The 26,134-nt window shown below is 61.5% G+C and carries 26 protein-coding genes and 1 tRNA gene; 6 read left to right on the top strand and 21 right to left on the bottom strand.

Going from position 1 to position 26,134, the window contains the following annotated elements; genetic code table 11:
- Positions 1 to 757: 757 nt before the first annotated feature.
- From RAS12_RS24010 to ispB, 15 genes are all read right to left on the bottom strand, one after another.
- A complete protein-coding gene (locus tag RAS12_RS24010) occupies positions 758 to 3,304 on the bottom strand; it encodes a DNA topoisomerase (RefSeq protein WP_306942091.1) in 2,547 nt (848 codons plus the stop codon).
- The gene (locus RAS12_RS24005; RefSeq protein ID WP_306942090.1) at positions 3,304 to 3,714 is read right to left on the bottom strand and encodes a hypothetical protein; all 411 of its coding nucleotides are present in this window, start codon (positions 3,712 to 3,714) and stop codon (positions 3,304 to 3,306) included. Before RAS12_RS24005 ends, RAS12_RS24010 begins: the two co-directional genes overlap by 1 nt.
- Positions 3,715 to 3,723: 9 nt before the next feature.
- Positions 3,724 to 3,981, bottom strand: a complete 258-nt coding sequence (locus tag RAS12_RS24000; RefSeq protein WP_238911570.1) for a rod shape-determining protein MreB — start codon at positions 3,979 to 3,981, stop codon at positions 3,724 to 3,726.
- A 56-nt stretch (positions 3,982 to 4,037) separates the two neighbouring features.
- Positions 4,038 to 4,445 (bottom strand): single-stranded DNA-binding protein, encoded by a 408-nt coding sequence (locus RAS12_RS23995; RefSeq protein ID WP_306942088.1) that lies wholly within the window; start codon positions 4,443 to 4,445, stop codon positions 4,038 to 4,040.
- Between the two features lie 94 nt (positions 4,446 to 4,539).
- Entirely contained in the window at positions 4,540 to 4,821 is a 282-nt protein-coding gene (locus RAS12_RS23990) for a hypothetical protein (protein WP_306942086.1), read from the bottom strand.
- Positions 4,814 to 5,389, bottom strand: a complete 576-nt coding sequence (locus RAS12_RS23985; RefSeq protein WP_306942084.1) for a hypothetical protein — start codon at positions 5,387 to 5,389, stop codon at positions 4,814 to 4,816. The genes RAS12_RS23990 and RAS12_RS23985 overlap by 8 nt, the downstream gene beginning before the upstream one ends.
- A 12-nt stretch (positions 5,390 to 5,401) precedes the next feature.
- A complete protein-coding gene (locus RAS12_RS23980; protein WP_238911577.1) occupies positions 5,402 to 6,454 on the bottom strand; it encodes a PFL_4669 family integrating conjugative element protein in 1,053 nt (350 codons plus the stop codon).
- Between the two features lie 127 nt (positions 6,455 to 6,581).
- The gene (locus tag RAS12_RS23975) at positions 6,582 to 8,039 is read right to left on the bottom strand and encodes a hypothetical protein (protein WP_306942082.1); all 1,458 of its coding nucleotides are present in this window, start codon (positions 8,037 to 8,039) and stop codon (positions 6,582 to 6,584) included.
- A gap of 7 nt (positions 8,040 to 8,046) precedes the next feature.
- Positions 8,047 to 8,505: a hypothetical protein gene (locus RAS12_RS23970; RefSeq protein ID WP_238911580.1), complete on the bottom strand. Its 459-nt coding sequence runs from the start codon at positions 8,503 to 8,505 to the stop codon at positions 8,047 to 8,049.
- 397 nt (positions 8,506 to 8,902) lie between these two features.
- Positions 8,903 to 9,424: a hypothetical protein gene (locus RAS12_RS23965; RefSeq protein ID WP_306942080.1), complete on the bottom strand. Its 522-nt coding sequence runs from the start codon at positions 9,422 to 9,424 to the stop codon at positions 8,903 to 8,905.
- Positions 9,425 to 9,429: 5 nt separating this feature from the next.
- Positions 9,430 to 11,061, bottom strand: coding sequence for a ParB N-terminal domain-containing protein (locus RAS12_RS23960; RefSeq protein WP_306942078.1), 1,632 nt, complete (start codon positions 11,059 to 11,061; stop codon positions 9,430 to 9,432).
- 8 nt (positions 11,062 to 11,069) lie between these two features.
- Positions 11,070 to 11,297: a toxin-antitoxin system protein gene (locus RAS12_RS23955; protein ID WP_238911585.1), complete on the bottom strand. Its 228-nt coding sequence runs from the start codon at positions 11,295 to 11,297 to the stop codon at positions 11,070 to 11,072.
- A gap of 398 nt (positions 11,298 to 11,695) precedes the next feature.
- Positions 11,696 to 12,547, bottom strand: coding sequence for a ParA family protein (locus RAS12_RS23950; protein ID WP_306942075.1), 852 nt, complete (start codon positions 12,545 to 12,547; stop codon positions 11,696 to 11,698).
- Positions 12,548 to 12,995: 448 nt separating this feature from the next.
- Positions 12,996 to 13,072 (bottom strand) — tRNA-Pro (locus tag RAS12_RS23945).
- Between the two features lie 226 nt (positions 13,073 to 13,298).
- Positions 13,299 to 14,264, bottom strand: a complete 966-nt coding sequence (gene ispB / locus RAS12_RS23940; RefSeq protein ID WP_306942072.1) for an octaprenyl diphosphate synthase — start codon at positions 14,262 to 14,264, stop codon at positions 13,299 to 13,301.
- Between the two features lie 529 nt (positions 14,265 to 14,793).
- Between ispB and rplU the strand changes: the two genes are divergently transcribed.
- The 4 genes from rplU (at position 14,794) to proB (ending at position 17,927) form a co-directional block, all read left to right on the top strand.
- Positions 14,794 to 15,105, top strand: a complete 312-nt coding sequence (gene rplU, locus RAS12_RS23935; RefSeq protein ID WP_183011821.1) for a 50S ribosomal protein L21 — start codon at positions 14,794 to 14,796, stop codon at positions 15,103 to 15,105.
- Positions 15,106 to 15,139: 34 nt separating this feature from the next.
- Positions 15,140 to 15,400 (top strand): 50S ribosomal protein L27, encoded by a 261-nt coding sequence (rpmA, locus tag RAS12_RS23930; protein ID WP_105558808.1) that lies wholly within the window; start codon positions 15,140 to 15,142, stop codon positions 15,398 to 15,400.
- Positions 15,401 to 15,598: 198 nt separating this feature from the next.
- A complete protein-coding gene (gene obgE, locus RAS12_RS23925) occupies positions 15,599 to 16,735 on the top strand; it encodes a GTPase ObgE (RefSeq protein ID WP_306942069.1) in 1,137 nt (378 codons plus the stop codon).
- A 55-nt stretch (positions 16,736 to 16,790) separates the two neighbouring features.
- On the top strand, positions 16,791 to 17,927 hold the full coding sequence (proB, locus tag RAS12_RS23920; protein WP_306942067.1) for a glutamate 5-kinase: 1,137 nt from the start codon (positions 16,791 to 16,793) through the stop codon (positions 17,925 to 17,927).
- Here proB and RAS12_RS23915 read toward each other — a convergent pair.
- Positions 17,924 to 18,562, bottom strand: coding sequence for a winged helix-turn-helix domain-containing protein (locus tag RAS12_RS23915; protein ID WP_306942065.1), 639 nt, complete (start codon positions 18,560 to 18,562; stop codon positions 17,924 to 17,926). The genes proB and RAS12_RS23915 overlap by 4 nt on opposite strands.
- 36 nt (positions 18,563 to 18,598) lie before the next feature.
- Here RAS12_RS23915 and RAS12_RS23910 point away from each other — a divergent pair, with 36 nt between their 5' ends.
- The gene (locus RAS12_RS23910; RefSeq protein WP_371321217.1) at positions 18,599 to 19,129 is read left to right on the top strand and encodes a helix-turn-helix domain-containing protein; all 531 of its coding nucleotides are present in this window, start codon (positions 18,599 to 18,601) and stop codon (positions 19,127 to 19,129) included.
- 101 nt (positions 19,130 to 19,230) lie between these two features.
- On the opposite strand, the gene RAS12_RS23905 is transcribed toward RAS12_RS23910, so the two are convergent.
- The gene (locus tag RAS12_RS23905; protein WP_306942064.1) at positions 19,231 to 19,794 is read right to left on the bottom strand and encodes a SecDF P1 head subdomain-containing protein; all 564 of its coding nucleotides are present in this window, start codon (positions 19,792 to 19,794) and stop codon (positions 19,231 to 19,233) included.
- A 399-nt stretch (positions 19,795 to 20,193) separates the two neighbouring features.
- On the opposite strand from RAS12_RS23905, the gene thiC reads away from it, so the two are divergent.
- Complete coding sequence (thiC, locus tag RAS12_RS23900) at positions 20,194 to 22,107, top strand: phosphomethylpyrimidine synthase ThiC (protein ID WP_306942062.1); 1,914 nt, start codon at positions 20,194 to 20,196, stop codon at positions 22,105 to 22,107.
- 593 nt (positions 22,108 to 22,700) lie between these two features.
- On the opposite strand, the gene RAS12_RS23895 is transcribed toward thiC, so the two are convergent.
- Genes RAS12_RS23895 through RAS12_RS23880 form a run of 4 tightly spaced genes read right to left on the bottom strand, consistent with a single transcriptional unit; the run spans position 22,701 to position 26,033 of the window.
- Complete coding sequence (locus RAS12_RS23895) at positions 22,701 to 23,663, bottom strand: tripartite tricarboxylate transporter substrate binding protein (protein ID WP_306942060.1); 963 nt, start codon at positions 23,661 to 23,663, stop codon at positions 22,701 to 22,703.
- 35 nt (positions 23,664 to 23,698) lie between these two features.
- A complete protein-coding gene (locus RAS12_RS23890) occupies positions 23,699 to 24,397 on the bottom strand; it encodes a 3-oxoacid CoA-transferase subunit B (RefSeq protein WP_306942058.1) in 699 nt (232 codons plus the stop codon).
- A gap of 1 nt (position 24,398) precedes the next feature.
- On the bottom strand, positions 24,399 to 25,064 hold the full coding sequence (locus RAS12_RS23885; protein WP_306942057.1) for a 3-oxoacid CoA-transferase subunit A: 666 nt from the start codon (positions 25,062 to 25,064) through the stop codon (positions 24,399 to 24,401).
- A complete protein-coding gene (locus RAS12_RS23880; protein WP_306942055.1) occupies positions 25,065 to 26,033 on the bottom strand; it encodes a Bug family tripartite tricarboxylate transporter substrate binding protein in 969 nt (322 codons plus the stop codon).
- Positions 26,034 to 26,134: the final 101 nt, after the last annotated feature.

Raw genomic sequence — 26,134 nt, 5'->3', positions numbered from 1 at the left:
CGACTCTCCTCAAGCTCGATCGCGAGCAGACGAACAGGTGTAGGGTCCTCCTGACGCGCCGCGACCTGCGCCGGCGCAACCGCAGCGCAGGTATCGTAATCAGCGTCGGTCGACGGTGTCCGCGCCATGGCCTTCTGGACACCCACCAGCACGGACAGGATGGTTTTGGTAGACGGGCTTCGCCTCGGCGCGTACGCTCGCAGAATTCGCTGGTACGTGGGAACGCCATACAGGCGCCCCGTAACCTGCAGTACCGCGTTTACTAGCCCACCAAGAAACGCGCGGTTATCCGCTACCGCCGGATACGCTTCCTGCAGGCGCCCGACGGCGACCATTATGCGCCGTGCCTGGTCGTCTGTTAGCTGAAAGGACGGCCTACCCATTACCGGCTAACCTCCAAAACCACGATCATGAAAATCGTCATATTTATGACGCCTTGTTTTCTGTACCGTACACACCGCGCAGTGTGTACGGTAGAACCGCCAGTCGGGCCGATGAGCAGCAGCGGCCTCATCCAACCCAATCCTGGCCATCCAACCGCTGGCGTCTTTCAACGGCGAGGATCGCGTCCATCAACCCATCCACGAGTTGCCGCATTCCTTCAACATCAAGGGTCGCCGACATAGGCCCGCGCCCCTGGGCTGTGCCCAGGTCGATTGATAGGGATGCCGTTGAAGACGCATGCAACGCACTCTCGTCGAATCGGAAAGACACCTGCCCCATCGTTCCAATTGCCGCTCTGAACGGCACTTGCACCCTAACGTTTCCCATTGCCCTTCTCCCATTCGAAATGACGGCAATTCGGAAACTTGCTGCAGCCCAGAAAGCGCCTGTCCGAGGTGGAGGAGACACGGCTTACAAGCTTGCCGGCCCCGCAGGTCGGGCACGCTGCCCCTGTAGAACTCGCCAAGACCTCACGGCCGGCAGAGGCATTCAATACTTCCGCAGTTGGCATCGACGCCGCAACAGACGCTGCACGAACCCCCGGCTTACCGCCCTCGTCAGGTTGCGTGTGTTTGCACTCTGGGTAGGCGCTGCATCCCCAGAAAGCTCCTTTTAAGCCCTGCCGCAGGCGCAAAGGCTTACGGCACAGCGGGCATGGGTATGCCTTCTGCGTTCCCCCGGGAGTGACACCCGCGCCCTTGCCGGCCCCGGCGCGCGGATCGAATTCGAACTCCAGACGTCGTTCTTGATTGAGCTTAAGCCTGGCACTGAACGACCGCTTCGCCTTGCTAACGAATCCCTCCAGCACCTCCGTCTTACCCACGCTGTACAGCTCTTTCAGCTCCTCACAAGACAACTCTCGCCCGGCCACCAACCGATCCTGCCGAAATCCGCAACCGGCGCTGCACGAAACCTGACGGGCGCTCGCCAGCAGCGGCGCCTGGCACCGGGGGCAAGGCGCGTTAAGAGCGGTCGTTGGCGCTGCCGGCACCGCAGCCGCCCTGGCCTTCAGCGTCTCGACGAGGCGACGTGCAAACTGCGCGGTCTCAGTCATGAAGAGCGATCGCTCGTACTGTGCACGCTCCATAAGACGAAGCTTGGATTCCCAATCGCCGGTCATCCTGGGCGACGTCAGCTCTTCAAGGCCATTGGCCTCCAAGAACTGTACAAGCTGAATGCCCTTGTCCGTGGGAACCAGGTACTGCTCTTTTCCCTGCCGCCGCAAATAGGGCTCTATCGAACGCTTGGCCCGGTCTTGATCTGCCAGGAGCACCTCGATAATGGACGCGCGCGTAGCGGGCGTACCAAGGCCGCGCTCTCGCATGGCTTCGCGGAGGTCGTCGTCCTCCAACAACTTTCCGGCAGTTTCCATTGCCCCCAGCAGCGTTGCCTCATTAAACCGAGTTGGGGGCTTGGTCTTCTGAGCAACGAGCTTTACATTCCGGTTTGCTGCGGTTTCTCCCTGCACCAGTGAACAAAGCGACGGCGCCTCGTCCTCTGCGTCGAGGTCTCGCCCATAGACTGCCATCCATCCAGCTTCTTGAAGCACCCGGCCTGTAGCGGTGAACTCTTGCCCGGACACGACCGTCGTCCGCTCAGTCTTGGCGAATGACGCCGGCGGATGGAAGGCCGCCAGGAACCTCCGAACAACCAGGTCGAAGACCTTTGCTTCGCCGTCGGTCAAATCGCCCGGAAGTCGCCCCGTCGGGATGATGGCGAAGTGATCGGAGATCTTTGCGTTATTAAAGATTCGCTTGTCCTGACGGACCCAATTATTGGAAATAATCCGTCCAGCATGCTCACCGTATGCGCTATTCGCAAAGGCTTCGACGACTGCTCCAGCCTTGCCCACATAGTCCTCTGGGAGCGCGTTCGAGTCCGTCCGTGGGTAGGTGAGAGCTTTGTGCTTCTCGTACAGGGCCTGGGTCAAGTCCAACGTCTTCTTCGCGGAGAACTTAAACCGCTTGTTGGCCTCTCGCTGGAGCGTCGTCAAGTCGAACAACTTGGGAGGACCGCTTGTGACTATCTTGGACTCATCGCGCACCGATGTGGGCGGAGTTGCCCGGCACATTGCCAACAAGGCGTCTGCCTTGGCTTTATCCCATATGCGGTGTCTCGAATCCCCCGCGGAATCCCCTGCGTCAATGGCCGGCCCACGCCAGCGGGCAACATACTCCCCTGCGTGCACCGCAAAAGTCGCGTGCAACTCCCAATATGGCCTCGGTATGAAGGAGCGAATAGCGAGCTCTTGGTGGACGACAATCGCAAGCGTTGGCGTCTGGACTCTGCCGACGGAGTTTCGCTCCCGCCGATCAGTCTGCACTTCGACCAGGGCGGAAACCGCCCGGGATCCATTTATGCCAACCAGCCAGTCTGCCTCCGAGCGGCTCCGCGCCGCATCGCCCAGCCTGGCAAAGGCGGATGCAGGCCGAAGCCCCTTAAATGCCTCACGGATCGCCGCAGAAGTCATGGACTGAATCCACATCCGAAACACCGGCTTTTGTGCCTTGTGGAACTCGTAGATCAGGTTAAAGATAAGCTCGCCCTCGCGGCCTGCGTCACAAGCATTGACCACCTTGGAGACGTCGGGCCGCGCAATCAATTTCCCGAGTAGTTTGAGCTGATCTACGGTGCCCGGAATGGCACTGAGAGCGAACTGATGTGGAATTCGGGGCAGGCCCCCGAAGCCCACGGAGGGATGGCCAGATTCAGGATCGGCGATCTGCACCAAGTGTCCGATACCTGAGCTGACGACGAACTGTTCACCTTCCAGCCAGTTTCCGACCTGGCGGCACCCGCCGATTGCCGCAGCGATATCGCGCGCAACGGATGGCTTTTCGGCAATGATGAGCGTCTTCATCAGTCACGCTCCCGAAGGATATTCCGCGGCCAATTCGAGCGCTGTGCGCCGCCCCGTAGGAAGGACGCCCGCGTCATCTCCTCGCGCCCCAACCTCCGGGCCACCGAAACCACGCGCCAGGCGCAGGAGCAGACCGCGTACCCGCCGAGATAGGCAATAAGGGCCCTGTTCCAGGGAAGCGCCGCGAAGTCGGCGAGCATCACATAACCAATCTCGCCAACTGACGCAAGATTGGAAAAGAAGCTCGCCAGAAGCGCAACAGAGCAAATCACTCCCAAGACCGCCGACAGCCGGAGACGAGCTCCTGTCACGACGTTGCACGCCCTCTTCGCGACGACAACAGTCCCCACACTCGCCTCAAGGGCGGCGATGCGCACGTATGCGACGCGCTGACCAATAGAATCACCCATGTTTCGCCTCTACGCCGCTCGCGCCATCGGATTTGCCGTCATGCCCTTGATAACCACAACACCGCCGCTGAGCCTGAGCAGATCCTCAACCTTCCGCTTGGCGTCCTGGAGGTTGTAGGCGACATCAGTCTTGTCAGCCGTCTGCCACCAATACCCGACCGAACCAATCAAATCCACCCTACCCAGCACACGCTGCTCTTTGCCCACTCGCAGGACGTGCGATTCCCGGAATTGCTCCCACTTCGGCCTTCTCGTGCTGATACGCATTTTGATGTCCTCCATGCCAGAAGTGGGCAAGCCACCCCTGGCCGATTGAATAAGGTTTAGAAAGCGGCCGGTGCCGACTCGGTCGCCCTTTGTGCGTCAGGCTGTGCCTTGGCGCGGTACTGGACGGCCTCGACGCGCTGCAGGCCCAAGGTGACTTTCTCGGCGTCCATGCACACGCCGGCCTCTGCCTGGTTGCTTTGCTCATTCACCCACGGCCGGACATAGGTCGCGCCGATGACGTTGACAGACGCCCCAACTCGCACCACCTCGTAAACCCGCTTGGCCGTTCCTTCATGCCAGATGGTCACCTGGACAGGAAACGTCCGCGTGTCGTCTTGCACGTACCCGCCATTACCGTCCGACTTGTATTCCGAGCACATCACGCGCAGTTCGCAAATCTGACGGTCCTCACCTTTCACCTTGACGGTTTTCAGAACGGGATTCGTCAGAACGTTCCCGCTCATTTCGCTTCTCATAGCCATATCAATGCTCCAAAAAAGTTGGTCCTCGTTAGGTTGGTGCCGCTGGGACAGAGTCAGTCGCCCCGCTTAAGCGGAATCAAGGTTGCTGGTTTCGTTCATAGGGTTTCGCGTTTTGCTGCAAAACAGTCACGCGCGCGGCGCGATCCTCATATGCACTGAGGGCCCAAGCCGCGAGAGAAAAGAAGAGGCAAGATCCGACAAACGGTATGCGCCATACTTCGGCGTCCGTCAGGAAAAGAAAGATCGCCCATACGAGCATGCCGGCCCCAGCTACACCGCTAGCAAACGTGGCCGCTGCCAGCAGATACCGGAGCAGCGTATCCATCGCCGTTTCGCAACAGAGGTTCGGATTAAGCATCGCCCTCACCTCTGCCCGAACTGTTTTGCAGCAAAACAGGAGAGACCTCTGCAAAGCCGGTTCTCTGGCGCAGCGCCCCATTCCGCAGGTACGACTCCACCTGGTCGACCGCCTGGCGCAATACACTTTCCAACACGTTGAGCTCCGCCGCCCGAACTTCGCAGTTTCGAAAGTGCTCTACGACCGATGGCGGCAGCCCAGCCAAGCTTTCGCGCAGAGCCTCGAAGAGCACGTACCGCGCTTGCCCTCGAATGCACCAGCGAAGTCGCATGCGGCCCAATGCCCCTCGTCCGCGCTCCTCCACCACGCGCAGGTAGCACCCGGCCTCGAAACGGGTCGTATCCTGCGCCAGAGCGTGCATGGCATCCCTGATCTGCGCCACCGAGTTCGCAAACTGCCGCGACAGGGAGCGGAACGCTCCCTTACCCTTAAAGGCTTTTATGTCCACAGATACGGATGAGCTCGAATGGGACGGAACGCTGACAGCCGTTCTCGCAACCACCAGTTCATGAGGTGTCGAACAACCGGCCTCGGGGGACCAAGCAGCATTTGCAGCAGGGAATGACATCGTCGCCTCCACCTAGGCCAGCAAGTTCTTATCCACGCCTGCCGTGACCTCATCCGTCAACGGCACGGCATCCAGGAGTCGCAGCTCTGCCGCCGAGAGGTTCAGCCGACGCTTCGTGTGCCGAGGTGCGTCTTCGCCCATGAATACGGCTTTGGGCACGTCTCCGAAGATTGTCTTGACAGCCTGCACACGCTGCTGGGCCATGACATCGGCCCCGGCCACAAAGTCGACGCGGCTAAGCGCGACGAGTTCATCCTTCATTAGGTACTTCTGCCAGTACAGAACACGCTCGAATACGCTCCTGCACTTGTGTTTCACAGATTGCAGCAGCGCGTGTCCCTGACGCCCGGATACCAGGTCGCGTCGCTGGGCGCTCTTCAAAACGCGCGTGAAATAGTCCACCTCAACGATTAGCAAGGCCACCATGTAGCCGTAGGGCGATGCGAAACCAAGCTGCATCTGCGCCGGCTCCCGCGATTGAAGAACCGAGTACGTCAGCCCTTTGGCCTTCATCTCGTCCAGCTTCTGCAGAAGCTGCGCCTGCTCCGCTCTGGTGTATGCGCGCACTTCTTCAATGCGAGACTTCGTCTCGACCAGCGCCCAGTCAGCGTACGGATTGTCATTCGACGAGAGAGACCAAAGCGATCGAAGCGCCGCGGCTACGCGCTTCCCCCCTGCGATCGGCGCGCCTTGCTTGCCCGGCTCGACCGCCTTGCCCATGAACAGTCGAAGTGCCTCCAACGTGTGGAGGGACATCACGTCCTGACTCTCGGCGACAAGAGAGGGCAGCGACTTTATCTGGCGTGCCTCCAAATTTCCCACAAGAGGATCAGCACCTGCGCGGGCCTCGTGAGACTGCTGCATGCGCTTGAACTCGGCATCTCGTTCGTAGTAGAGCTGCAACCTACCGAACAGCGGATTTGCGGGATCGGGATCATCTTCTTTGAGCAACGCGCCAAGAATCCGGCGCTCGCCCGCCAAGTCGTAGCGATCAGGGAAAGGGGAGGTGTCTTCCGTCGCAAACGCGGACAAGGAAGTATCAACCGCCATTTTTTTCGGTGCCATCAGGCGCTTCTCCGTTGGTGAATATGTTTTTGGGTGATGCTGGCCCACGACGTTGAAAGGCTGCTCCACGACGGCGCTGCCATCGCGCGGAGCACTTCCCGTGTCGGCATGTTTTGCTGCAAAACAGTCATGGCCGTGCCTGCCTTTCCGCCATGGCCGCACGAAGCTCTGCGATGCGGGCTCGGCCCTCTGCCTTGGAGGAAGGTTGCAACGCCGGTGAGACGTCCCCCATGACCCCTGCTTCTGCCGCACGAACCGATGCCGTAACTGCCGCGAGGTTGCGACGGCGTTGTGCCTCAAGGTGGGCAAGCTCGGGCACGAAGCGCCCTTGTTGGGCCAAGAGCACAAGCCGCCGCAAGTACCCAAGGGGGTTCTCCACGGTCTGCTTTCGTGCACGCGCAGCGAACTCGTCCAGCAAGGTCTGTCGTACCTCGTCCGGGGCGTAGCCAAGAATGGTCATTGCGCCTTGCCTGCCGTCAGGAGCAAGCACGTCTGGCCAAAGAAGCGATTCCAATCCCACCACCACCGATGTGTTTTGCAGCAAAACGGTGTCTCGCGCGCTCGCGTGGGTTGTGGTCGTTGCTGTATTCGAAGATGTAGTCGTACCTCTTATAGAAATGGACGAATTCGGCAAACTGCCGTGGACGCTTCCAGCAATCTGCAATGGATGATTCCCGCAATCTGATATTTCCGATTTGGCATTTCCAGCTTGCTGATTTCGTACATTGGGCCGTGCGACCCCTTGTTTCGGCGCGATCGCCATCCCGTCGCCCGTGGCCATCTGAAAGGCCTGGTGACGACGAGTGGTAGCTATACCTTCGACCTCGGCCTTCTTTTGAGTCGCGGCCTGGGAGGCGAACTGCTCCTCCAGTAATTCGCACAGCAGAGCCGGATCGACCTGCGTGTACACGCGTTTCGCGCCCCGGTTCAGGTGAAACTCCTGCACAAGGCCGAGGTCTTTCAACCGGTCCTTCGCGTTCTCCAAGGACCGACGATTTAGCGCGAGGTCCTCTTGCCAGTTCAATGCCGTCAAACTGAACCAGGGATAGCCCGACTCGACCGACCTGCGTTGCAGTTGAAGCAGGCGCGATAACAGCAAACCTGCATTTACCCCACCCGTCACGTCTGCCAGGATTCGGTGATATGCCGTTGTGGGGCCCAGGAGATCGCGTACGGCGCGTTCAGGGGCCCGCATGAACTCGAATGTGAGCTCCACTGGCAGGGCCTCCTTACGGCAGACCTCCAAGGCTCTCGCTATGTTTGGAAGGTTCATCCGGTACCACAAGGTGGCGGGTCGGCCTGCAAGTGTCTCCTCCACGAACCCGAGAGTGCGGAGGCGGCGCCGCGCTGTGTCCAGTTCGGCACGAGAGAGCCCTGTCTCAAGCCACCACTGCTGTTGAGTCTTGAAAATCCAGCCGTTGGTCTGAGCCACGTCCCGCCCGGTTCGGGTCCAATGTGCGAGTTGAGACAGTACGATCGCCGCCTTCGGATTCCCGGTCATGCGTGCCAAGAAAAGTCCGAAAGCGATAGGCCGGCTCTGCTTCAAGGCCAGCCAGAGACGGTCGTAGGCGAAATTGGACGACATACGACGGTCAGCTACTGAGAACTGGCGATGGACGCGCCAGCGCAGCATTGGCGGCTTGCAGACGCAATTCCCGATCTACCGCCATCCAGTTGACTCGCACCGCAGTACGAGGCGGCATTCCGGTACGGATGCTCTCAAGAAATCCCTTGCGCTCTAGTAGCTTGCGCGCAGTGAGCTGCTCCTTGTAGGACAGGCCGAGGCGCGCCCGCCAGTCGGCCGCGTCAAGGTAGACCCAGTCTCCCTCCAATTCAACGAGGTCGGACTGGGTCGCCAGATCGCTAAGGATCGCAGCGGCATTTAGACTTCCCGCGAGCTCGACGAAAGCACGGTGGATTGTGATCGGGGCGTCCAGTACACGCAGAAGATAGTGCTCATTGGCCTGGTCGCGCTGAATCGCCGTGCTCGCACCATTCTTAGCAGCGTATCGACGTCCATAGGGATCGAGCGCAAAGTCCCATGTGGTCATTGCTGGCTCCCGTCAAACGAGGCAGTCCCTTCGTTGTGAACGAACAGAGGATCATTCGCGGCGCCGCGGCATGCTCCATCCTTACCGAGCAGAAACCAGCAGAGGGGCGCAGAGCGAGCAACATTGCTCCGAACATCTCTAGACATGGGGTAACACGTTATCGGTAGGGAACGCTTATCCACGACCGCCCCTCCCGAAGCCAGCGCGGCCGGACATCGCCTTCATCGGAGGCTGATCGGCGGCCCGTTCGACGACGCGTCGCATTGCGAGCGTGTACGCGAGAGGACGGAACGCCGGCGTGCCCTTAAGAACGGTGACAGTAGCAATATGGTCATCGCCGTGGGCTGGCGCGGGCACGCAGCCTTGAATCTTTGGTGAGTTCATCAGCGGTCTCCTGCTAACGCTGGTTGAGCGCTGCAAACAGCGTAAGAAGCGTGTGATTGGGAAAGGCGTCGTGCAACGCGAGATAGCGTTCGCGCACGTCGGAGGTCGCCTTCTGCAACTCCTTCCAGATGCTGTGAACGCGCAGGTACTCGCCCGGATCCAGTTCGACTGCAGGACCTGGCTGGCTCAATCGCATGTGTGTACGCAACTGCTCGACTTCCGTCGTCGGTATCGACGGAAACAGCGCGCGAATCAGCGATCCGCTGGCTTGGGCACGTAGAAACCTTCGAAGCTGCTCCATCAGCTCCTGACGTTGTTGGTACTCGCTTTGCTGTGCTACCAGCGCGTCGGGATCTACATAGATTCGGACCGACACCGCAGGCAGCATTGCGTCAAGTCCACGATCACGAAGTCCGGCCAGAAGTAGCTGCGCCGTCTGCGGTGGGATCGCCCCATCGGCGCATGCGCGCCGGCGGATCTGTTCATTCAGCTCGCGTAGGGCCTTACGCTTGAGCGTCGGATGGGTCAGTTCCATGAAATTCACGACACACCTCCACTGAGCTCTGCCGGCACACCCACTGAGTTCCAGAAGGACTGCGTGGAACGTTCAGGGAAAGCCTGGTTGAACTGACGGACGGCTTGAATGACCCGGAGGTACACCAATCCTGTCGCATCGCTGGCGTCCGTCATCCGTCGCACTACGTGGTAAGAGCCATCGGCATAGACAGGATCTCCCAGCATCGTTTCGCAGGCTTCCTGCCAGGAGTCGGTGCAATCTGCCTGCCTCTTGAACTCGCAGTCCGGAATGACGAGAAGGCCGGCAGGAGTGTTTTGCTGGGAGAGGAGGACGAGCCACCACCACGCGTAGTAGCGCTCAGCGAAGTCTCCGCCCTGTAACGCCTGTTCTTGCAACGACCCCAGCCCGCCGCCGACGTCTACGGGGATCTCGACCATGAAGCGCAAAGGCAGCTCGTCAATCGAGTGCAGGCAGCCTTGAAGGCCGCTGGCCATTACAAGCTCATCCAGCGCGTGCCAGAGCTCGCGCTCGGCGGCACCTCGGTCATCGACCTGAGTTTGCGCCGCGCCGGTTTGCGACCCGGCGGATTGAGCCTGAGGCTTCTGTTGCTGATTGGGTACCGGCTGTCCTGATTTTTCGCTGTGCTCTGCCGGGGTCTTCTCCATAGTGCCTGGCGTAGGCGGATGAGCGGAGCCCTTGTCTCCGCCAACTGCAGCTTCGCCTTCTTCGGAAGTGCTGCCATGGGCAGACGTGGGCTGTTTTGCATCGCGCACCAGGCTGGCCGCGTCAATATCCGAATTCGCTTGAATTGCCAGCGCTGCACGCTGGAGCTCGTCCACAGTCAAATTCGCGCGCTGCGCGAAGTTGTCGTCAAGCCTGACACTGAATGCCCCAAAATCCAGCGATTTGGTAGCGACGTAACGCTCGCGCATGTGGCCGACAGCGAGCGTCCAGGCCTCTTCAAGGGCATCTTCTGCACCAAGTTTCGCAGCAATCGGGGCCAACCGACTGCGTGCCGGTATGAAGCGGTCTTGCACGTCCCGTCTGGAGAGGTGATTGGCTGCGCAGGCCAGGTCGGCGAGATGCTTCATGGTGAAGCCGTAATGACTGAGGAGCGCTGGAGAGGCTTGTATGCCTTCGTTCGTCTTGAGGTGCTCTGTGAATTCCCGCAAGCTCATTGCGGCACCCCGCTCGCGCTCCACTTCCTGCTTAAGGTCAAAGGTCGACCGGGCAGCGTCCCAAAACAGCAGGCCTGAGCGCTGGTCGTTCTCCACCATATGCGCCGCGAGCAAGGCTGCCTCGCCGCGATACGGAACCTTGACGAAGTCCATGTGCAAAAACTGCATTTCGCCTTCAGCGACGAGTTCCTGCAGGATCTCCAAGCGAGTGTTACCGCCTTTGGCCGGAATGTGATGCTTCTCCCCCGGCCTTTGAGTCACCGCGATCATCTGGTCGAGTCCGCGCTTGCGAATCGACTCTTTGATCTCGTCAAACTTTTCATTACGGACCGTTCGCGGATTCCGTTCGTATAAGCGGCAATCATCCCGAACGTTGAGGGTGATGACGTTTGTCACCGCTGACTCGATCGCGGCGGGCTCGGGCGATCTTTCGCTCAGCCGCGAAGCAATCATCTGATCCAGGTTTACTTTCTTCATTGCGGGCTTCATCCGTGGCCCCTCAGAGTAGGCAGCTTGTCATCCTCGCCGGCGAGGGCGGTGGCCATGAAAAGCAAGTCATCCTCACCAAGTACGCCGAGGTTTCGGTACGCGCTCACGGCGCCCAGCACAACGCCCAGATGCAGGGCGCGCTCGGACGATCCGGCCGCTGCGCGGTGCAAAAGATCCAGCTCAGTGCCGAGGTGCTGGAGAGCTAGTTCCTTGTTCGTGCTCACGCCTCGATCCCCCCCGAGCTGATCGCGGACCACGCTTTCAAATAGGGCACAGGGTCCGGCACGATAAAGATGGGTCGGTGGACGCAGCGGTGGAGGACTGGGTCCTCGAAAATGCGCTCCGCTTCTGTCTTCGACACCCCCATGAGGCGCATTTCGCTGAAGCTGACGACTTCGGACGGAGCCGTTACCGCGGCGTCGAGCCCAATGGGGCGCATCGCGAGGAGAGCTGTTTGGACGACGGCCGCAGCGCGTGCACGTCGCATTTCGAGGGGCGCGTGGTCTGTAGACACGGCCACGTAAAACGTCAGAGGCGGCTGCTCGCCTCCTGCTGGCGCCGTTGCTCGGAACACGTCTCCGATGTCCGGCAGTTCAGGCAGTCGATTTGCTCTTTTCATCGATCAGACCTCCGACTCACTGGCCTGGCCCTGACCGTCCACGTAAATGCCGTTCAGCGCGGGGAAGAGCTCCCACGCCAGGCGGTGCATGACGTCCCAGGGTGACTTGTCACCCCGGCGGCGGTCATATTGGTGAACGGGGAGCCGTGCTGTTGTCGCAGCGGTATATGCGGCAGCATGCGGGACGACCGTTTCAAGAATTCCCTTCACCTGCCGATGGCCGAGGAAGCTCCGGCGGATCTGATCTGCCACTTGGCGCGCGTTGTTGTTGCGCTCCAGTGCGCTGATGACGACGTACAGCTCCCCACTGCGGAAGTCCGAACCGAAGTCGGAAAGACTGTTCAGAGACTCCATCATGCGGAGCGTGCCATCAGCGAATTCAGCCGCAGACAAGACATCAGGTTTGATGGGAGACAGGATGACGTCCGCCGCCATCGCCGCCGTCTTCTGCAGCTCGCCGGCTGCGCCCTGCGTGTCGATGATGATCACGTGATACTTCTCGACGGCGGCCGACCGCCGTACGGCCCGACGCATTATCAGCAGACGATCTTCACGATCCTTCAGCCACGTTTGAAGATTTCCAGCGACAGCGTCCGAGCAAACGATGTCGATTCCAGCAATCGAGGTCTTGCTAATGCAGTCTTCGGTGACGAGACCGCCGCGAGTGATTACACGCGTCAGACCGTGCTCCGCGCGCTGGTCGATGGGGTAGTACTTCGTCAGGCTGTTCTGTTCGTCAGCGTCTATTAACAAGACCCGCATGCCGAAGTCGGCAAATATCCCGGCAAGATTTGCGCAGGTTGTGGTCTTCGTGACTCCACCTTTGGTGGACGCGACCGCGATCACGTGTGGCATGGCGTTCCTCTATTTCGGCGTGGGGCCTTTAGGCCCAGTTGCGCGCCCGATGAAGGGCAGGTATCGTTAAGCTATAGACAATAATTTCTAAGACAAAATTGTCTAATGAGGTGCAAAGCTATCCGCCCTCAATCAATTTGTCAAGGAAGGACAGAGAATGGAATATTCGGAATTTGTTGCTGCGGCGTTGAAGGGACGCAGCGTGAACAGCATGGCGAAGGCGTGGGGAGTCCAGCAGCGCACCCTTGACCGCTACGTCAAGGGAACGCACTTGCCGGACTATCACACTGCTATGCTGATGGCCCAGGAGGCTGGTGTCGCGATCGACACCACATTTGTCCTGCTGGCCCGAGAAGAGAGCAAACGCAAAAAAGCCGGCGTCGCTTTCACGATTCCGGCTATTGCTGCTGGTGTCGAGAACACCACCAAAAATTCGACCACAGATAAGTGGTCGGGGCGAGAGGATTCGAACCTCCGACTCCTGCGTCCCGAACGCAGTACTCTACCAGGCTGAGCTACGCCCCGAGTCTTACTACTTTTGGCCTCAGTACTACCGGTATTCACTACCAGTATTGCGACCGACTTAGTGGCGCTCAGTGCTACCAAGTTCTACTTCACGCTGATCAACAGCGACCGCTATTAGAACCCATATTTGGTTTTTTTGAAAATGGGGTTCGAATCTAGTTCTGAACCCAACTTCCAAAGCATCCTGCTTTGGGTATCTAGCCAACGATTTTGCCAACCGCCTCGGCTAACGATCTCTATTCACCGCGAAAGCGCAGAATTCTAGCAGAGAATTCAGAAAAGGCGAAACGGGGTAATCCGCCAGGGCGGCGCGGGCCCGGTCTGCCTCGGCCACGGCGGCCTGGCGGGCGTGGTCCAGCGCGTCCGTTGCCTGGATGGCGGCGGCCACGGCGGCGAAGTCGGCGTCGCCGGTGGTGATGGCGTCGCGGATCAGTTGCTGCTGTTCCGGCGTACCCACTTCCATCACGCGGATCAGCGGCAGGGTCGGCTTGCCTTCGCGCAGGTCATCGCCCACGTTCTTGCCCAGAGCGGCGGCGTCGCCGCTGTAGTCCAGCACGTCGTCCACCAGTTGGAAGGCGGTGCCCACGTGGCGGCCATAGGCTGCGGCGGCAGCTTCCTGCTCAGGAGTGGCGCCCGCCAGCACGGCGCCCACCTGGGCGGCGGCCTCGAACAGCTTGGCGGTCTTGTAGCGCACGACTTGCAGGTAGCGCTCTTGCGAGACTTCCGGGTCGTGCACGTTCAGAAGCTGCAGCACCTCGCCTTCGGCGATCACGGTGGTGGCTTCGGACAGGATGCTCATGATGCGCATCGAGTCGGCTTCCACCATCATTTCAAACGAGCGGGAATACAGGTAGTCGCCCACCAGCACGCTGGCGGCGTTGCCGAATACGGCATTGGCGGTCTCGCGGCCGCGGCGCAGGTCGGACTCGTCCACCACGTCGTCATGCAGCAAGGTGGCCGTATGGATGAACTCCACAACGGCGGCCAGCAATTGGTGATGCGTCCCCTCGTAACCCAGGGCACGCGCCACCATCAGCACCATGGCCGGGCGCATGCGCTTGCCGCCCGCCCCAATGATGTAGTCGCCAATCGTGCGGATCAGAACCACATCGGAATTGAGCCGATCGCGGATAACCGCGTCGACAGCCTTCATATCGTCAGCAATGGGGGCAATAAGCGCGGGGAGATTCAAGACGTATCCGACAAGTGTGAAACGAGCCGCGTGACGGCTCTTACCGCTGGGCCCACCGGCGAGGGCGGGGGATTCGACCAGCGATTATACGGGGTGTTCCGCGAGGCAGGCGCGGCGCCGCCAGCCCATCACCCCCGCCCCGATCGCCTGGACGCGGCCCGCCGGCGCGACGTGATGGAAGGGCTTCGAGAGGTCGCGCAAGGGATCACGCAGCGGATGGCTCCCCGGGCGTGAAGCCTTCACGCCACACCTAAGCCCTTAGCCTGCAACGGCTTTTTGACTTTCTGAAAGTCACAGGCTAATATCACCGACTCGGTCAGCAATGCCCGAATTACGTCGGTTGCTTACGTAAACCCTTAGGAGTAAATCCTTAGGGGTAAACCCTTAGGGCGGTCCGGACGGTGTCCTTCCTGCTGGCTTCTGGTTTCTGCCAGAACAAGCAAGCACCCCCAGCACCCCCAAAGCGGTAATCCGGCCCAGCAGGGCTGGCAACGTAAATAAACCCATTTACCTATTTAAGGAACACCCCATGTACGCGGTCGTAAAAACCGGTGGCAAGCAGTATCGCGTTGCCGCTGGCGAAAAACTCAAGATAGAACAGATACCGGCAGACATTGGGCAAGAAATCACCCTGGACCAAGTGCTGTCCGTGGGCGAAGGCGACCAACTGAAAGTTGGCACGCCCCTCGTCCCCGGCGCTGTGGTCAAGGCAACGGTTCTTGCGCAAGGCCGCCATGACAAAGTCAAGATCTTCAAGATGCGCCGTCGCAAGCACTATCAGAAGCGTCAGGGCCACCGTCAGAACTACACCGAAATCCGCATCGAAGCCATCACGGCTTAAGACGCGACTCGGTACCACTTAGCAGGAGCTAAACATGGCACAGAAAAAGGGCGGCGGCTCTACGCGAAACGGACGCGACTCAGAATCAAAGCGTCTGGGCGTCAAGACTTTCGGCGGCGAATTGATTCCCGCTGGTTCGATCATCGTGCGTCAGCGCGGTACTCGCTTCCACGCTGGCGTGAACGTCGGCATGGGCAAGGACCACACCCTGTTCGCGCTGATCGACGGCAAGGTTCAATTCGGCTTCAAGGGCGCGTTGAACAAGCAGACCGTTTCGATCATCGCTGCCGAGTAATCGGAGCGATTCAGCGGACGAGTCATCAGACTCGCACGCTGTAGAACGCGGTTCGCCGCGTTCTCGAACGGCAAAAGCCCTGTCGCATGCGGCAGGGCTTTTTTGTTTTAAGGCATTGCGGGCAAAATTGTCCTATCTGCCTCCTGGCGGCGCCCATTGACGGGCAGCGGCCCCAAACTTACTAGACACGCAGACACCATGAAATTCGTTGACGAAGCCACCATCGAAGTCGTCGCCGGCAAAGGCGGCAATGGCGTGGCGAGCTTTCGCCGCGAAAAATTCATTCCCAAGGGCGGCCCGGACGGCGGCGACGGCGGACGCGGCGGCACCATCTATGCAGTGGCCGATCGCAACATCAACACGCTGATCGACTTCCGCTACGCGCGCCTGCACCGCGCCAAAGGCGGTGAAAACGGTCGCGGCTCCGACCAGTACGGCGCGGCTGCCCCGGACATCACGCTGCGTGTCCCGGTGGGCACGATCATCCATGACGCCGAAACCGGCGAAGTCCTGTTCGACCTGAGCACCCACGAGCAGAAAGTTGTGCTGGCTGCTGGCGGCCAGGGCGGCATGGGCAACATGCACTTCAAGTCCAGCTTGAACCGCGCGCCCCGCCAGTGGACGCCCGGCAAGGAAGGCGAACACCGTTACCTGCGCATGGAACTGAAAGTGCTGGCAGACGTGGGCCTGCTTGGCCTGCCCAATGCCGGCAAGTCCACGCTGATCACGCGCATTTCCAACGCCAAGCCGAAGATCGCGGACTACCCCTTCACCACCTTGCACCCGAACCTGGGTGTGGTGCGCACGTCGCCGTCGCGCAGCTTTGTCGTGGCCGATATTCCCGGCCTGATTGAAGGCGCGTCCGAAGGCGCCGGCCTGGGCCACCTGTTCTTGCGCCATCTGGCGCGCACCCGCGTGCTGCTGCACCTGGTTGACGTCTCCACGCCCGATCCCGACGCAGATCCCGTTGAGCAAGCCGTCACCGACGCGCGCGCCATTGTTGAAGAGCTGCGCCGCTACGACCCGGAACTGGCCGAGAAGCCGCGCTGGCTGATCCTGAACAAGCTGGACATGGTGCCGGACCCCGAAGACACCCAGCGCCGCTTCCTGGAACTCTACGACTGGAAGGGCCCGGTGTTCGCCATTTCCGGCCTGACGGGCGAAGGCACGCAAGACCTGCTCTACGCGCTGCAAGACTACCTGGACGCCGCGCGCGAAAAGGAACACTTGTCGCAAGACCAGGCAGATGGCACCTATGTGGCGCCGGACCCCCGCTTTGATGACACGCGTTCGGATGCCGACAAGCCCGATGCGCCGCGCAGCAACGACGAATAAGCCATAATCGCAGTCCTTACGATTACGTCTTTTCGCGCCGCAGCCGGCCCCCATCATGTCAGCTGAATCACCTGCCGTTTCTGTTGTCACCAACGCCCAGCGTCTAGTCGCCAAAGTCGGCTCGTCGCTGGTCACCAATGAAGGCCGAGGCCTGGACCGCGCCGCCGTGGCGCACTGGGCCGCGCAGATCGCTGCCCTGCACAAGCAGGGCAAGCAGATCGTGCTGGTCTCCAGCGGCGCCATCGCCGAAGGCATGGCGCGGCTGGGATGGCGCAAGCGCCCGTCCGTCATGCACGAACTGCAAGCCGCCGCGGCCGTGGGCCAGATGGGTTTGTGCCAGGCCTATGAAGCGGCGTTTGCCGAATACGGCCTGCGCACCGCGCAGATTCTGCTGACCCACGAAGATCTGGCTGACCGCCACCGCTACCTGAACGCGCGCAGCACGCTGTTTGCCCTGCTGCGTCTGGGCGTGGTGCCGATCGTGAACGAAAACGATACGGTGGTCACCGACGAAATCCGGCTGGGCGACAACGACACGCTGGGCGCGCTTGTCACCAATCTGATCGAAGCCGATACGCTCATCATCCTGACCGATCAGCGCGGTCTGTACGACTCCGACCCCCGCAAGAATCCCGACGCCAAATTCATGTCGCACGCGCAAGCGGGCGACCCGGCGCTGGAAGCCATGGCGGGCGGCGCCGGCAGCGGCATCGGCACAGGCGGCATGCTGACCAAAGTGCTGGCCGCCAAGCGCGCTGCGCACAGCGGTGCGCACACCGTCATCGCGTCCGGTCACGAACGCAACGTGCTGACGCGCCTGGCCCAGGGTGAATGTATCGGCAGCGAACTGCGCGCCGTGCTGCCCGTGTGGTCGGCGCGCAAGCAATGGCTGGCCGATCACTTGCGGCTGCGCGGCCGCGTGGTGCTGGATGACGGCGCCGTACAGGCGCTGGTGCGCGAAGGCAAAAGCCTGCTCTCCATCGGCGTAACCGAAGTGGAAGGCGAGTTTGGCCGCGGCGACGTCGTGGCCTGCGTGGACAGCCACGGACGCGAGTGGGCTCGCGGCCTGATCAACTACTCTTCCGTGGATACCCGCCGCATCCTGCGCCAACCGTCTTCGCAAATTGCCCGCATTTTGGGCAGCATGACCGACCCCGAGCTCATGCATCGGGACAACCTGGTCGTCCTTTAGTCTGGCTCGTCAGCGTCGGTGTGGGGCAGCAAGAGATATCCCCACCCGCGCACCGCCAGCACAGGCAATTCAATCTGCATGCGGCGCGCCTTGCTGCGCAACCGCGACACCAGCACATCCACCCGCCGCGCCGCATCCAAGGGGCTGCGCGCGCCAGCGGGAAAGAAGCGCTCGCGGTGCAGGCACTGCCCCGGCGCATTCAGCAAACGGATAAAAAAAGCGCTTTCCGTCGGGGTCAGCGGCAACTGTTCACCGCCTGGCCCCGCCAACGCACGCGCCCGTCTGTCCAGCCGCCAAGTCATCGCATGGCGCAACGTCCGGCGGTACAGATTGCGCAACAGCGCATCCCATTCCAGGACCTCCATGCCGCCAGGCGTGCACACATCCACGCCGGCATCCAACGCCGCCACGCGTTCAAGCGCGGTGGACTCTTGCGCCTGCCACACCACTGCTGCCCCCGGCGCCGCCTTGCGCAAGGTGGCGATCAGCCCGGGCGCGCCGGCACACGCGCCACGCAAGACCAGCGCATCCGCAGCGTGAGTCTGCAGGTTCTCCAATACCCCGCCTGAAGAATGAAAGACGCGTACTTGCCAACGAAACTGGCGTAGTGCATCGACGAAAGTACTGCTAGTCATTTCATCGAGTTGCACGACGAAGACGCTGCCACGCTCATGCATACAATTGTCCCCCCAATGTATCACCTAGGTAATGTTTATAACTACCAAAGTGCCACCACGGCAAGCTTCAATCGCCGTGTGAAGACATTCTCAGACCGACTGAAGCATGCGCGTCTCTTGCGTGGCCACACGCAGAACGCGCTCGCCCGTTTAGTACGCATCTCGCAAAGTGCAATCGGCAGCTACGAAAGTGGTTTGCGGCACTCCAGCCGCTCGGCCCGAAAACTGGCGCAGGTCCTCAAGGTGGAAGTCGAATGGCTCGAAACCGGCAAGGGCCCCATGGAGCTTCCCATGGAAGGCTACGACCTGAGCAACACCCTGCTTCCACCGGGTATTGCTGATCCAGCGGCGCGTGCTGGCGGCCGGACTCGTCCGATGGCTCCATGGCCATTTCCGAATATCTCGCCGTCCCAATTCGAGACCCTGACCTCGGACGATCGAGCCATGTTGGAAGCGTTGACGCAGACCTATATTGAGATGGTGCAGGTCCGGCGCGGTATCAAGCGCGGGCGCAAAATCGGCTGACCGCCGTTACCCTTTTGCAGATAGGCGTTAAGCCCGACATGGGCAAGACGAAAAAAAACCCGGCAATTCACACATTGCCGGGTTTTTTAATTTCAAGCCGATCAGGGCTTGGGAGCGGGAGCCGGCACGGCGCCGCCAGCGGCAGGCGCGGGAGCAGCATCGCCGCGGATCTTGGCGGCGATTTCAGATGCCGCCTGAGCGGACGGAACGCCAAACGCCAGCACGCCGCGATTCAGCGGCTCAGCGATGCTGGGGGCTGCCACCAGTTCACGGTCAATCACCAGAGCCAGCATGTTGCCGACGTTCTTGGTGCTGATTTCAGTCAGCTTGCGCGCGCCGGATTCAGAGAAGCGCAGGCCCACGAAGTTCTGACCCTGGCGATCCACCAACGCGGCAGCGTCGGTCAGGTCGGCGCGCGTCAGCACGGGCACTTCTTGCATGTAGAGCTTGCCGTCAGGCAGTGCGATTTCGCGCAGGCCCGGGCCGGCCGTCTTTTGGGCCAGGTAAAAGTCCACGCTCGACGCGGTAGCAGGCGGCGTTGCCTGCTGACCGGCGTCGGGCGTCGCCGCCGCGCCGGGGGCCTTAGTCGGGGCGGTCTTGCAACCCGCTAGCGCCAACGTCACAACAACCAGGGCGGGCGCCAATTTGCGTAGAGTCAGTTGCATGCTCGATTCCTTCTTAAGTGGACTATGCCCGGTGGCGGCTGGCCACAGGGCGTTTGGTTTGGAAAAGTGTACCGAACCTGCATGACGGTGTCTCCGCAGCTTGAATCCAAATGTAATGCAGTAATACCAGGCACCCAAAAACACCGCATACCCAAAAGCCCGGGCTTCCAGCGCCGACCTCCTGACGCAACGCAGCATCACCGCAGACCGCGCCAGGCTCTATACTTCGCCTTCGCGCAGGGGTACTCGTCCCGCCTTTTTGGCCGGACGTGTTGAGAGAGTCCCTTCGTACCAGTACGGATAATGCCGATGCTGGGAGCCGTATTTCCGCCATGTGCCTTCGCGCGCGTGGCAGAAGTCCATTCCCGATCGGCTCCAACCACTCGCTTGGAGCTTTCAATGAACGCCAATCCCAAATTCCTGGCCGCTACCGCCGAAGTCGACGCGGCGGCCGTCGCGCCGCTGCCCAAATCGCGCCGCGTGTATGAGACGGGCTCGCGCCCCGACATCCGCGTGCCATTTCGGGAAATCGAGCAGGACGACACGCCGACCATGTTCGGCGGGGAAAAGAACCCGCCGCTGACGGTCTATGACTGTAGCGGCCCCTACACCGACCCCGATGCCAAGATCGACATCCGCCGCGGCCTGCCCGAATTGCGCCGTGTCTGGATCGAAGAGCGCGGCGACACGGAAGTGCTGTCCGGCCCAACCAGCGACTTTGGCCGCGAGCGCCTGACCGATCCCAAGCTGACGGCCATGCGCTTTGACCTGCAACGCCCGCCCCGGCGCGCCAAGGCCGGCGCCAACGTGTCGCAGATGCACTACGCACGCCGCGGCATCATCACGCCTGAAATGGAATACGTGGCGATCCGCGAAAGCCTGCGCCGCGAACACTATCTGCAAACGCTGCGCGACAGCGGCCCCGACGGCGAAAAGATGGTCAAGCGCCTGTTGCGCCAACATCCCGGCCAATCATTCGGCGCCGCCATCCCGGCCGCTATCACCCCCGAATTCGTCCGCGACGAAATCGCCCGCGGCCGCGCCATCATCCCGGCCAACATCAATCACCCCGAAGTCGAACCGATGGCCATCGGCCGCAACTTCCTGGTGAAGATCAACGCCAACATCGGCAACTCCGCCGTCAGCTCCGGTATCGGCGAAGAAGTCGAAAAAATGACCTGGGCCATCCGCTGGGGCGGCGACACGGTCATGGACCTGTCCACCGGCAAACACATCCACGAAACGCGCGAATGGATCATCCGCAATTCGCCGGTACCGATCGGCACCGTGCCGATCTATCAGGCGCTGGAGAAAGTGGATGGCAAGGCCGAAGACCTGACTTGGGAAATCTTCCGCGACACGCTCATCGAACAAGCCGAACAGGGCGTGGACTACTTCACGATCCACGCAGGCGTGCGTCTGCCCTTCATCCCGATGACCGCCGACCGCATGACCGGCATCGTTTCACGCGGCGGCTCGATCATGGCCAAGTGGTGCCTGGCGCACCACAAGGAAAGCTTCCTTTACGAACGCTTCGAAGAGATCTGCGAGATCATGAAGGCCTACGACGTCAGCTTCTCGCTGGGCGACGGCCTGCGTCCCGGCTCCGGCTACGACGCCAACGATGAAGCGCAATTCGCTGAACTGAAGACACTGGGCGAACTCACCCAAGTGGCGTGGAAACACGATGTGCAGGTCATGATCGAAGGCCCCGGCCACGTGCCGATGCAGATGATCAAAGAAAACATGGAACTACAGCTGGAACACTGCCACGAAGCGCCGTTCTACACGCTGGGCCCGCTGACCACCGACATCGCCCCCGGCTATGACCACATCACCTCCGGCATCGGCGCAGCCCTGATCGGCTGGTACGGCACCGCCATGCTTTGTTATGTGACGCCGAAAGAGCACTTGGGCCTGCCCAACAAGAAGGACGTGAAAGACGGCATCATCACCTACAAAATCGCCGCCCACGCCGCCGACCTGGCCAAAGGCCACCCAGGCGCCGCCATCCGCGACAACGCCCTGTCCAAAGCGCGCTTCGAGTTCCGCTGGGACGACCAGTTCAACCTGGGCCTGGACCCCGACACCGCCAAGGAATTCCACGACGAGACCTTGCCGAAGGACTCGATGAAGGTGGCGCACTTCTGCTCAATGTGCGGACCGCACTTTTGCAGCATGAAAATCACCCAAGACGTCCGCGAGTATGCAGCGGCGCAGGGTGTAAGCGAAAAAGAGGCCCTGCAAAAAGGTATGCAGGAGAAGTCCGTGGAGTTCGTCAAGAAAGGCGCCGAGGTCTATCACCGCCAGTAATCCTCTGCCTGACTGATGCCCAGCCGCTGCGGCGACAACGTGTTTCGCCGCAGCAGCGCGAATACCGCGCCACAAACGCACAGACGCACAAGCGCTTCATCAGAACCGATGGGCGGCACCACTAGCAACCCGCCCACCGCATTAGCGAAGCGCCATCGCCTCGACGCACCACAACGCGTAAGCCGATAGCGCGCCGCCCGGGCGGCCGCAGAGGCGGGCACCGCAAGCCTCGTCAGTAAACACAGATCTAGCAGCGCACCGGCTTAAGACAGCCAGAGCCCCTGGCCGCGGGCGACGTGGCTGCGAGCAACCTCGATGCGCCCGAGGGAATCTGAAGGGAGCCGAAGGCGGACGAAGATGACAACGGGGCAGTCCGGAGCGAAGGCTCCGGACCGCAATCGTGGGCGCGAGCGGACACGGCGCCCGCGGCCAGGGGCGGCCTACGAAGCACCAGCAACTCCCGCCGCCAGGGGCAGCCTACGAAGCACCAGCAACTCCCGCCGCCAGGGGCGGCCTACGAAGCACCAACAACTCCCCCGCCGCCAGGGGCAGCCTACGAAGCACCAACCCAGCCCCGCAAAAACCAACCCCCGTCAATTCAACCGCGCCCCCGAAGCCTCAACAGCCCGCTTCCAAGCCTCCAGCTCCCGATCAATATGCCCCGAGAACTCCGCAGCGGTAGACCCCACCACCTCATATCCATACCCCGCCAACTGCCCCCGAACCCCCGGCACTGAGACCGCCTCAGCAATCCCCCGGCTCAACGCATCCACCACCGCAGACGGCGTTCCCGCCGGCGCCAGCACCCCGTACCAGCCGTTCACCACAAACCCCGGCACGCTTTCCGCCACCGTTGGCACATCAGGCAGCAACGGCGAACGGCGGTCACCCGTCACAGCAATCGCCTTCAATTTTCCCGCCTGCACTTGCGGCAGCGAGGTCGAAATGCTGTCGAACATCAAAGAAACCTCTCCACTCAGCAAAGCCACCACCGCAGGCCCGCTGCCCTTGTACGGCACATGCATCATGTCCGTACCCGTCTGGTTCTTGAACATCTCGGCGGCAAGGTGACTGGTGTTGCCATTGCCCGCCGACGCAAAACTGAGCTTGCCCGGATGGCTTTTACCGTACGCGATCAGCTCCGGAATGGTATTGGCGGGCGTGGACAAGGGCGCCGCCACCAGCATCGGCAGAGTCGCCACCAGCGACACCGGCGCAAAATCCTTGCGCGTGTCATACGGCAAAGAGGGATACAGGCTGGGATTGATGGCGTGCGCCGCCAGCACCATCAGCAAGGTATAGCCGTCCGGTTTGGCGCGGGCCAGTTGCGACGATGCAATAGCGCCGCCTGCGCCCGGCTTGTATTCCAGTACCACCGGCTGGCCCCACTTCTTTTGCAATTCCGCGCTGAGCGGGCGCGCCAGCATGTCAGCGCTTCCGCCGGGGGGATACGGAATGAGCAGGGTAATGGGTTTGTCGGGATAGACGGGTGCCGCCTGCGGCGCGCCCATGCACACCACACCTAGCGATATAGAAGCCAGTATCGAACGGATCATCAGGATTTCCTCAGCCCGGGGCCGGGCGCAAGACGTCAGGCGTAGCGCGGTGCGCCGGCCGGGTCCAACACAATCGTGCGCGGCGTGTCAGGAAATTGCAGCGGCGCGCCAGTGACCGAACGCAAGAAACCTTCGCTCACGCCCTGCTTCATGGCGTAGACACACAAGCCTTCTGGCGTGACGTCAATCACCGCCAGATCGGTATAGATGCGCGTCACCACGCCCGCCCCTGTCAGCGGGTAGGTGCACTGCGTCAGCACCTTGGGCGTGCCGTCGCGGCCACGGTGTTCCATCATGGCCAGCACCTGCTTGGCGCCCACCGCCAGGTCCATCGCCCCGCCCACGGCAGGGATGGCATCGGCCGCATCAGTCTTCCAGTTGGCCAGGTCGCCCTTGGCAGACACCTGAAACGCGCCCAGCACCGCGTAGTCCAAGTGACCGCCCCGCATCATCGCGAACGACAGCGTGTGTTCGGTGATGGACGCCCCGTCCAGCAAGGTAATGGGCTGACGGCTGGCGTTGATGAGGTCCGGGTCCACATCGTTGCCGATTGCCGCCGGCCCCATGCCCAGAATGCCGTTCTCGCTGTGCAGCAGAATGTCTTTGTTGGAAGGCAGGCAGTCGCCCACCAGCGTCGGCATGCCGATACCCAGGTTGACGATGGATCCATCCGGGATATCGCTGGCCAGCAATTGCGCGATCTGTTGGCGGGTCAAACCGGTGATGTCTTGCATATCAGGCCTCCACCCGCACCACGGACTTCACAAAGATGCCTTGCGTCATGACCTGCTCGGGCACAAACGATCCCAGCGGCACGACCTCGTCGACCTGAGCGATAGCGTGGCCTGCCGCCATGCACATCACCGGATTGAAGTTGCGCGCGGCGTGCCGGTACATCAGGTTGCCCCAGCGGTCGCCCAAATGCGCGCGAATCAGCGCGTAATCGCCGCGCAAAGGGTGTTCCAGCACATAACCCACGCCGCCGATCACTTCCTGATGGCGGCCTTGCGCCAGTTCGGTGCCGTAGCCAGTGGGCGTATAGAACGGCCCAAGGCCCGCGCCAGCAGCGCGCAGGCGCTCGGCCAGCGTGCCCTGGGGCACACACTCCAGCTCGACTTCGCCCGCCCGGTAAGCGCGCGCGAAGGCATCGGAATTGGGCGGACGCGGATGCGAGCAGATGATTTTCTTGACCTGCTTGCGGACCAGCAGCGCGGCAATACCGCGTTCGAACGTACCGGCGTTGTTGGAAATGATGGTCAGATCGCGCCGCCCCGTATCGGCCAGGCATTGCAGCAGTTCATAAGGCACGCCCGCCTCGCCAAAACCGCCCACCAGCACCGAGGCGCCATCGGGAATGACCGCCACGGCTTCGGCCATGGATGCTTGAATCTTGTCGATCACTTATTGCTCCTGTACCAGTCCGGCCGCGTCCACGATCTGCTTCCAGCGAGCGCGCTCCTGGTCAATGAACGCCGAGAATTCCGCGGGTGTCGTGCCGCCCGCCTGCCCGCCCATGGCCTTGAAACGGCCGCTGATGTCGGGACTGCGCACGACGTCGCGCGTCGCGGCATAGAGCTTGCCGATGACCTCGTCCGGCGTGCCCGCAGGCGCGACCAGCCCGAACCAGGCGGTGACCACCATGTCTTTGACGCCCGCTTCGGCCATGGTCGGCACATCCGGCAATTCGGCCAAGCGGTGGTCGCTGGTGACGGCCAGTGCACGCAACTTGCCGGACTGGATGTACGGCATGGAACTGGGCAGGTTGTCGATCATGAATGTGAACTGCTGGCCCAACAGCGCAGCCACGGCGGGGCCGGCTCCCTTGTAGGGGATGTGCGTGCCGGGAATACCGGCGCGCTGCTTGAAGAGTTCGGCTGACAAGTGCGGCGACTGGCCTGCGCCCGAGCTGCCGAAAGACACTTTGGCGGGGTCCTGTCTGGCCTGCGCCAGCAGGTCCGCCACGGTGCGCACGGACGAGGCCTCATTGACCACCAGCACATTGGGCACCGAGATCACGAGCGTCACGGGTGCAAAGTCAGCGGGCTTGTAGGGCAGCGTCTTGTACAGCGCGTAGTTGATGGCGTTGGGGCCAATGTTGCCCATCAGCAAGGTGTAGCCATCGGGCTTGGCGCGCGCCAGGGTCTGCGCGCCGATGATGCCCGCGGCGCCTGCCCGGTTCTCAACAATGACCTGCTGGCCCAGCTTGGCGCCGAGCTTGTCCGCGATCAGACGCGCGGCGATGTCGGTTGTGCCGCCCGGCGCCGCCGGAATGATGAGGGTGATGGGCCGTTCCGGCCAGGCTGCGTGAGCAGCGTTCGTCATGGCAATAGCCATTGCGCCGGCAGCCAGCCAGCGATACGGATGCAACATGCTTGTCTCCCACCGTGATCATTGATTGATCAACTTGTGGGAAGGAGTGTGTATGCAGCGTGGGCAAATGCCTATTCTGCAATCTGGAGGACGGGCTTCGC

Source organism: Achromobacter seleniivolatilans (assembly GCF_030864005.1).
In the GTDB taxonomy this organism is placed as follows: Bacteria; Pseudomonadota; Gammaproteobacteria; order Burkholderiales; family Burkholderiaceae_B; genus Achromobacter; species Achromobacter seleniivolatilans.
The sequence above is the reverse complement of the archived record's forward strand: the minus strand, read 5'-3'. Positions and strand labels throughout refer to the sequence as shown.

Excerpts from the sequence above, each read along its gene's own strand:
- RAS12_RS24010 (WP_306942091.1), bottom strand. The coding sequence starts at position 3,304 with ATGAAGACGCTCATCATTGCCGAAAAGCCATCCGTTGCGCGCGATATC.
- RAS12_RS24005 (WP_306942090.1), bottom strand. The coding sequence starts at position 3,714 with ATGGGTGATTCTATTGGTCAGCGCGTCGCATACGTGCGCATCGCCGCC.
- RAS12_RS24000 (WP_238911570.1), bottom strand. The coding sequence starts at position 3,981 with ATGCGTATCAGCACGAGAAGGCCGAAGTGGGAGCAATTCCGGGAATCG.
- RAS12_RS23995 (WP_306942088.1), bottom strand. The coding sequence starts at position 4,445 with ATGAGCGGGAACGTTCTGACGAATCCCGTTCTGAAAACCGTCAAGGTG.
- RAS12_RS23990 (WP_306942086.1), bottom strand. The coding sequence starts at position 4,821 with ATGCTTAATCCGAACCTCTGTTGCGAAACGGCGATGGATACGCTGCTC.
- RAS12_RS23985 (WP_306942084.1), bottom strand. The coding sequence starts at position 5,389 with ATGTCATTCCCTGCTGCAAATGCTGCTTGGTCCCCCGAGGCCGGTTGT.
- RAS12_RS23980 (WP_238911577.1), bottom strand. The coding sequence starts at position 6,454 with ATGGCACCGAAAAAAATGGCGGTTGATACTTCCTTGTCCGCGTTTGCG.
- RAS12_RS23975 (WP_306942082.1), bottom strand. The coding sequence starts at position 8,039 with ATGTCGTCCAATTTCGCCTACGACCGTCTCTGGCTGGCCTTGAAGCAG.
- RAS12_RS23970 (WP_238911580.1), bottom strand. The coding sequence starts at position 8,505 with ATGACCACATGGGACTTTGCGCTCGATCCCTATGGACGTCGATACGCT.
- RAS12_RS23965 (WP_306942080.1), bottom strand. The coding sequence starts at position 9,424 with ATGGAACTGACCCATCCGACGCTCAAGCGTAAGGCCCTACGCGAGCTG.
- RAS12_RS23960 (WP_306942078.1), bottom strand. The coding sequence starts at position 11,061 with ATGAAGAAAGTAAACCTGGATCAGATGATTGCTTCGCGGCTGAGCGAA.
- RAS12_RS23950 (WP_306942075.1), bottom strand. The coding sequence starts at position 12,547 with ATGCCACACGTGATCGCGGTCGCGTCCACCAAAGGTGGAGTCACGAAG.
- rplU (WP_183011821.1), top strand. The coding sequence starts at position 14,794 with ATGTACGCGGTCGTAAAAACCGGTGGCAAGCAGTATCGCGTTGCCGCT.
- rpmA (WP_105558808.1), top strand. The coding sequence starts at position 15,140 with ATGGCACAGAAAAAGGGCGGCGGCTCTACGCGAAACGGACGCGACTCA.
- obgE (WP_306942069.1), top strand. The coding sequence starts at position 15,599 with ATGAAATTCGTTGACGAAGCCACCATCGAAGTCGTCGCCGGCAAAGGC.
- proB (WP_306942067.1), top strand. The coding sequence starts at position 16,791 with ATGTCAGCTGAATCACCTGCCGTTTCTGTTGTCACCAACGCCCAGCGT.
- RAS12_RS23915 (WP_306942065.1), bottom strand. The coding sequence starts at position 18,562 with ATGACTAGCAGTACTTTCGTCGATGCACTACGCCAGTTTCGTTGGCAA.
- RAS12_RS23910 (WP_371321217.1), top strand. The coding sequence starts at position 18,599 with ATGCATACAATTGTCCCCCCAATGTATCACCTAGGTAATGTTTATAAC.
- RAS12_RS23905 (WP_306942064.1), bottom strand. The coding sequence starts at position 19,794 with ATGCAACTGACTCTACGCAAATTGGCGCCCGCCCTGGTTGTTGTGACG.
- thiC (WP_306942062.1), top strand. The coding sequence starts at position 20,194 with ATGAACGCCAATCCCAAATTCCTGGCCGCTACCGCCGAAGTCGACGCG.
- RAS12_RS23895 (WP_306942060.1), bottom strand. The coding sequence starts at position 23,663 with ATGATCCGTTCGATACTGGCTTCTATATCGCTAGGTGTGGTGTGCATG.
- RAS12_RS23890 (WP_306942058.1), bottom strand. The coding sequence starts at position 24,397 with ATGCAAGACATCACCGGTTTGACCCGCCAACAGATCGCGCAATTGCTG.
- RAS12_RS23880 (WP_306942055.1), bottom strand. The coding sequence starts at position 26,033 with ATGTTGCATCCGTATCGCTGGCTGGCTGCCGGCGCAATGGCTATTGCC.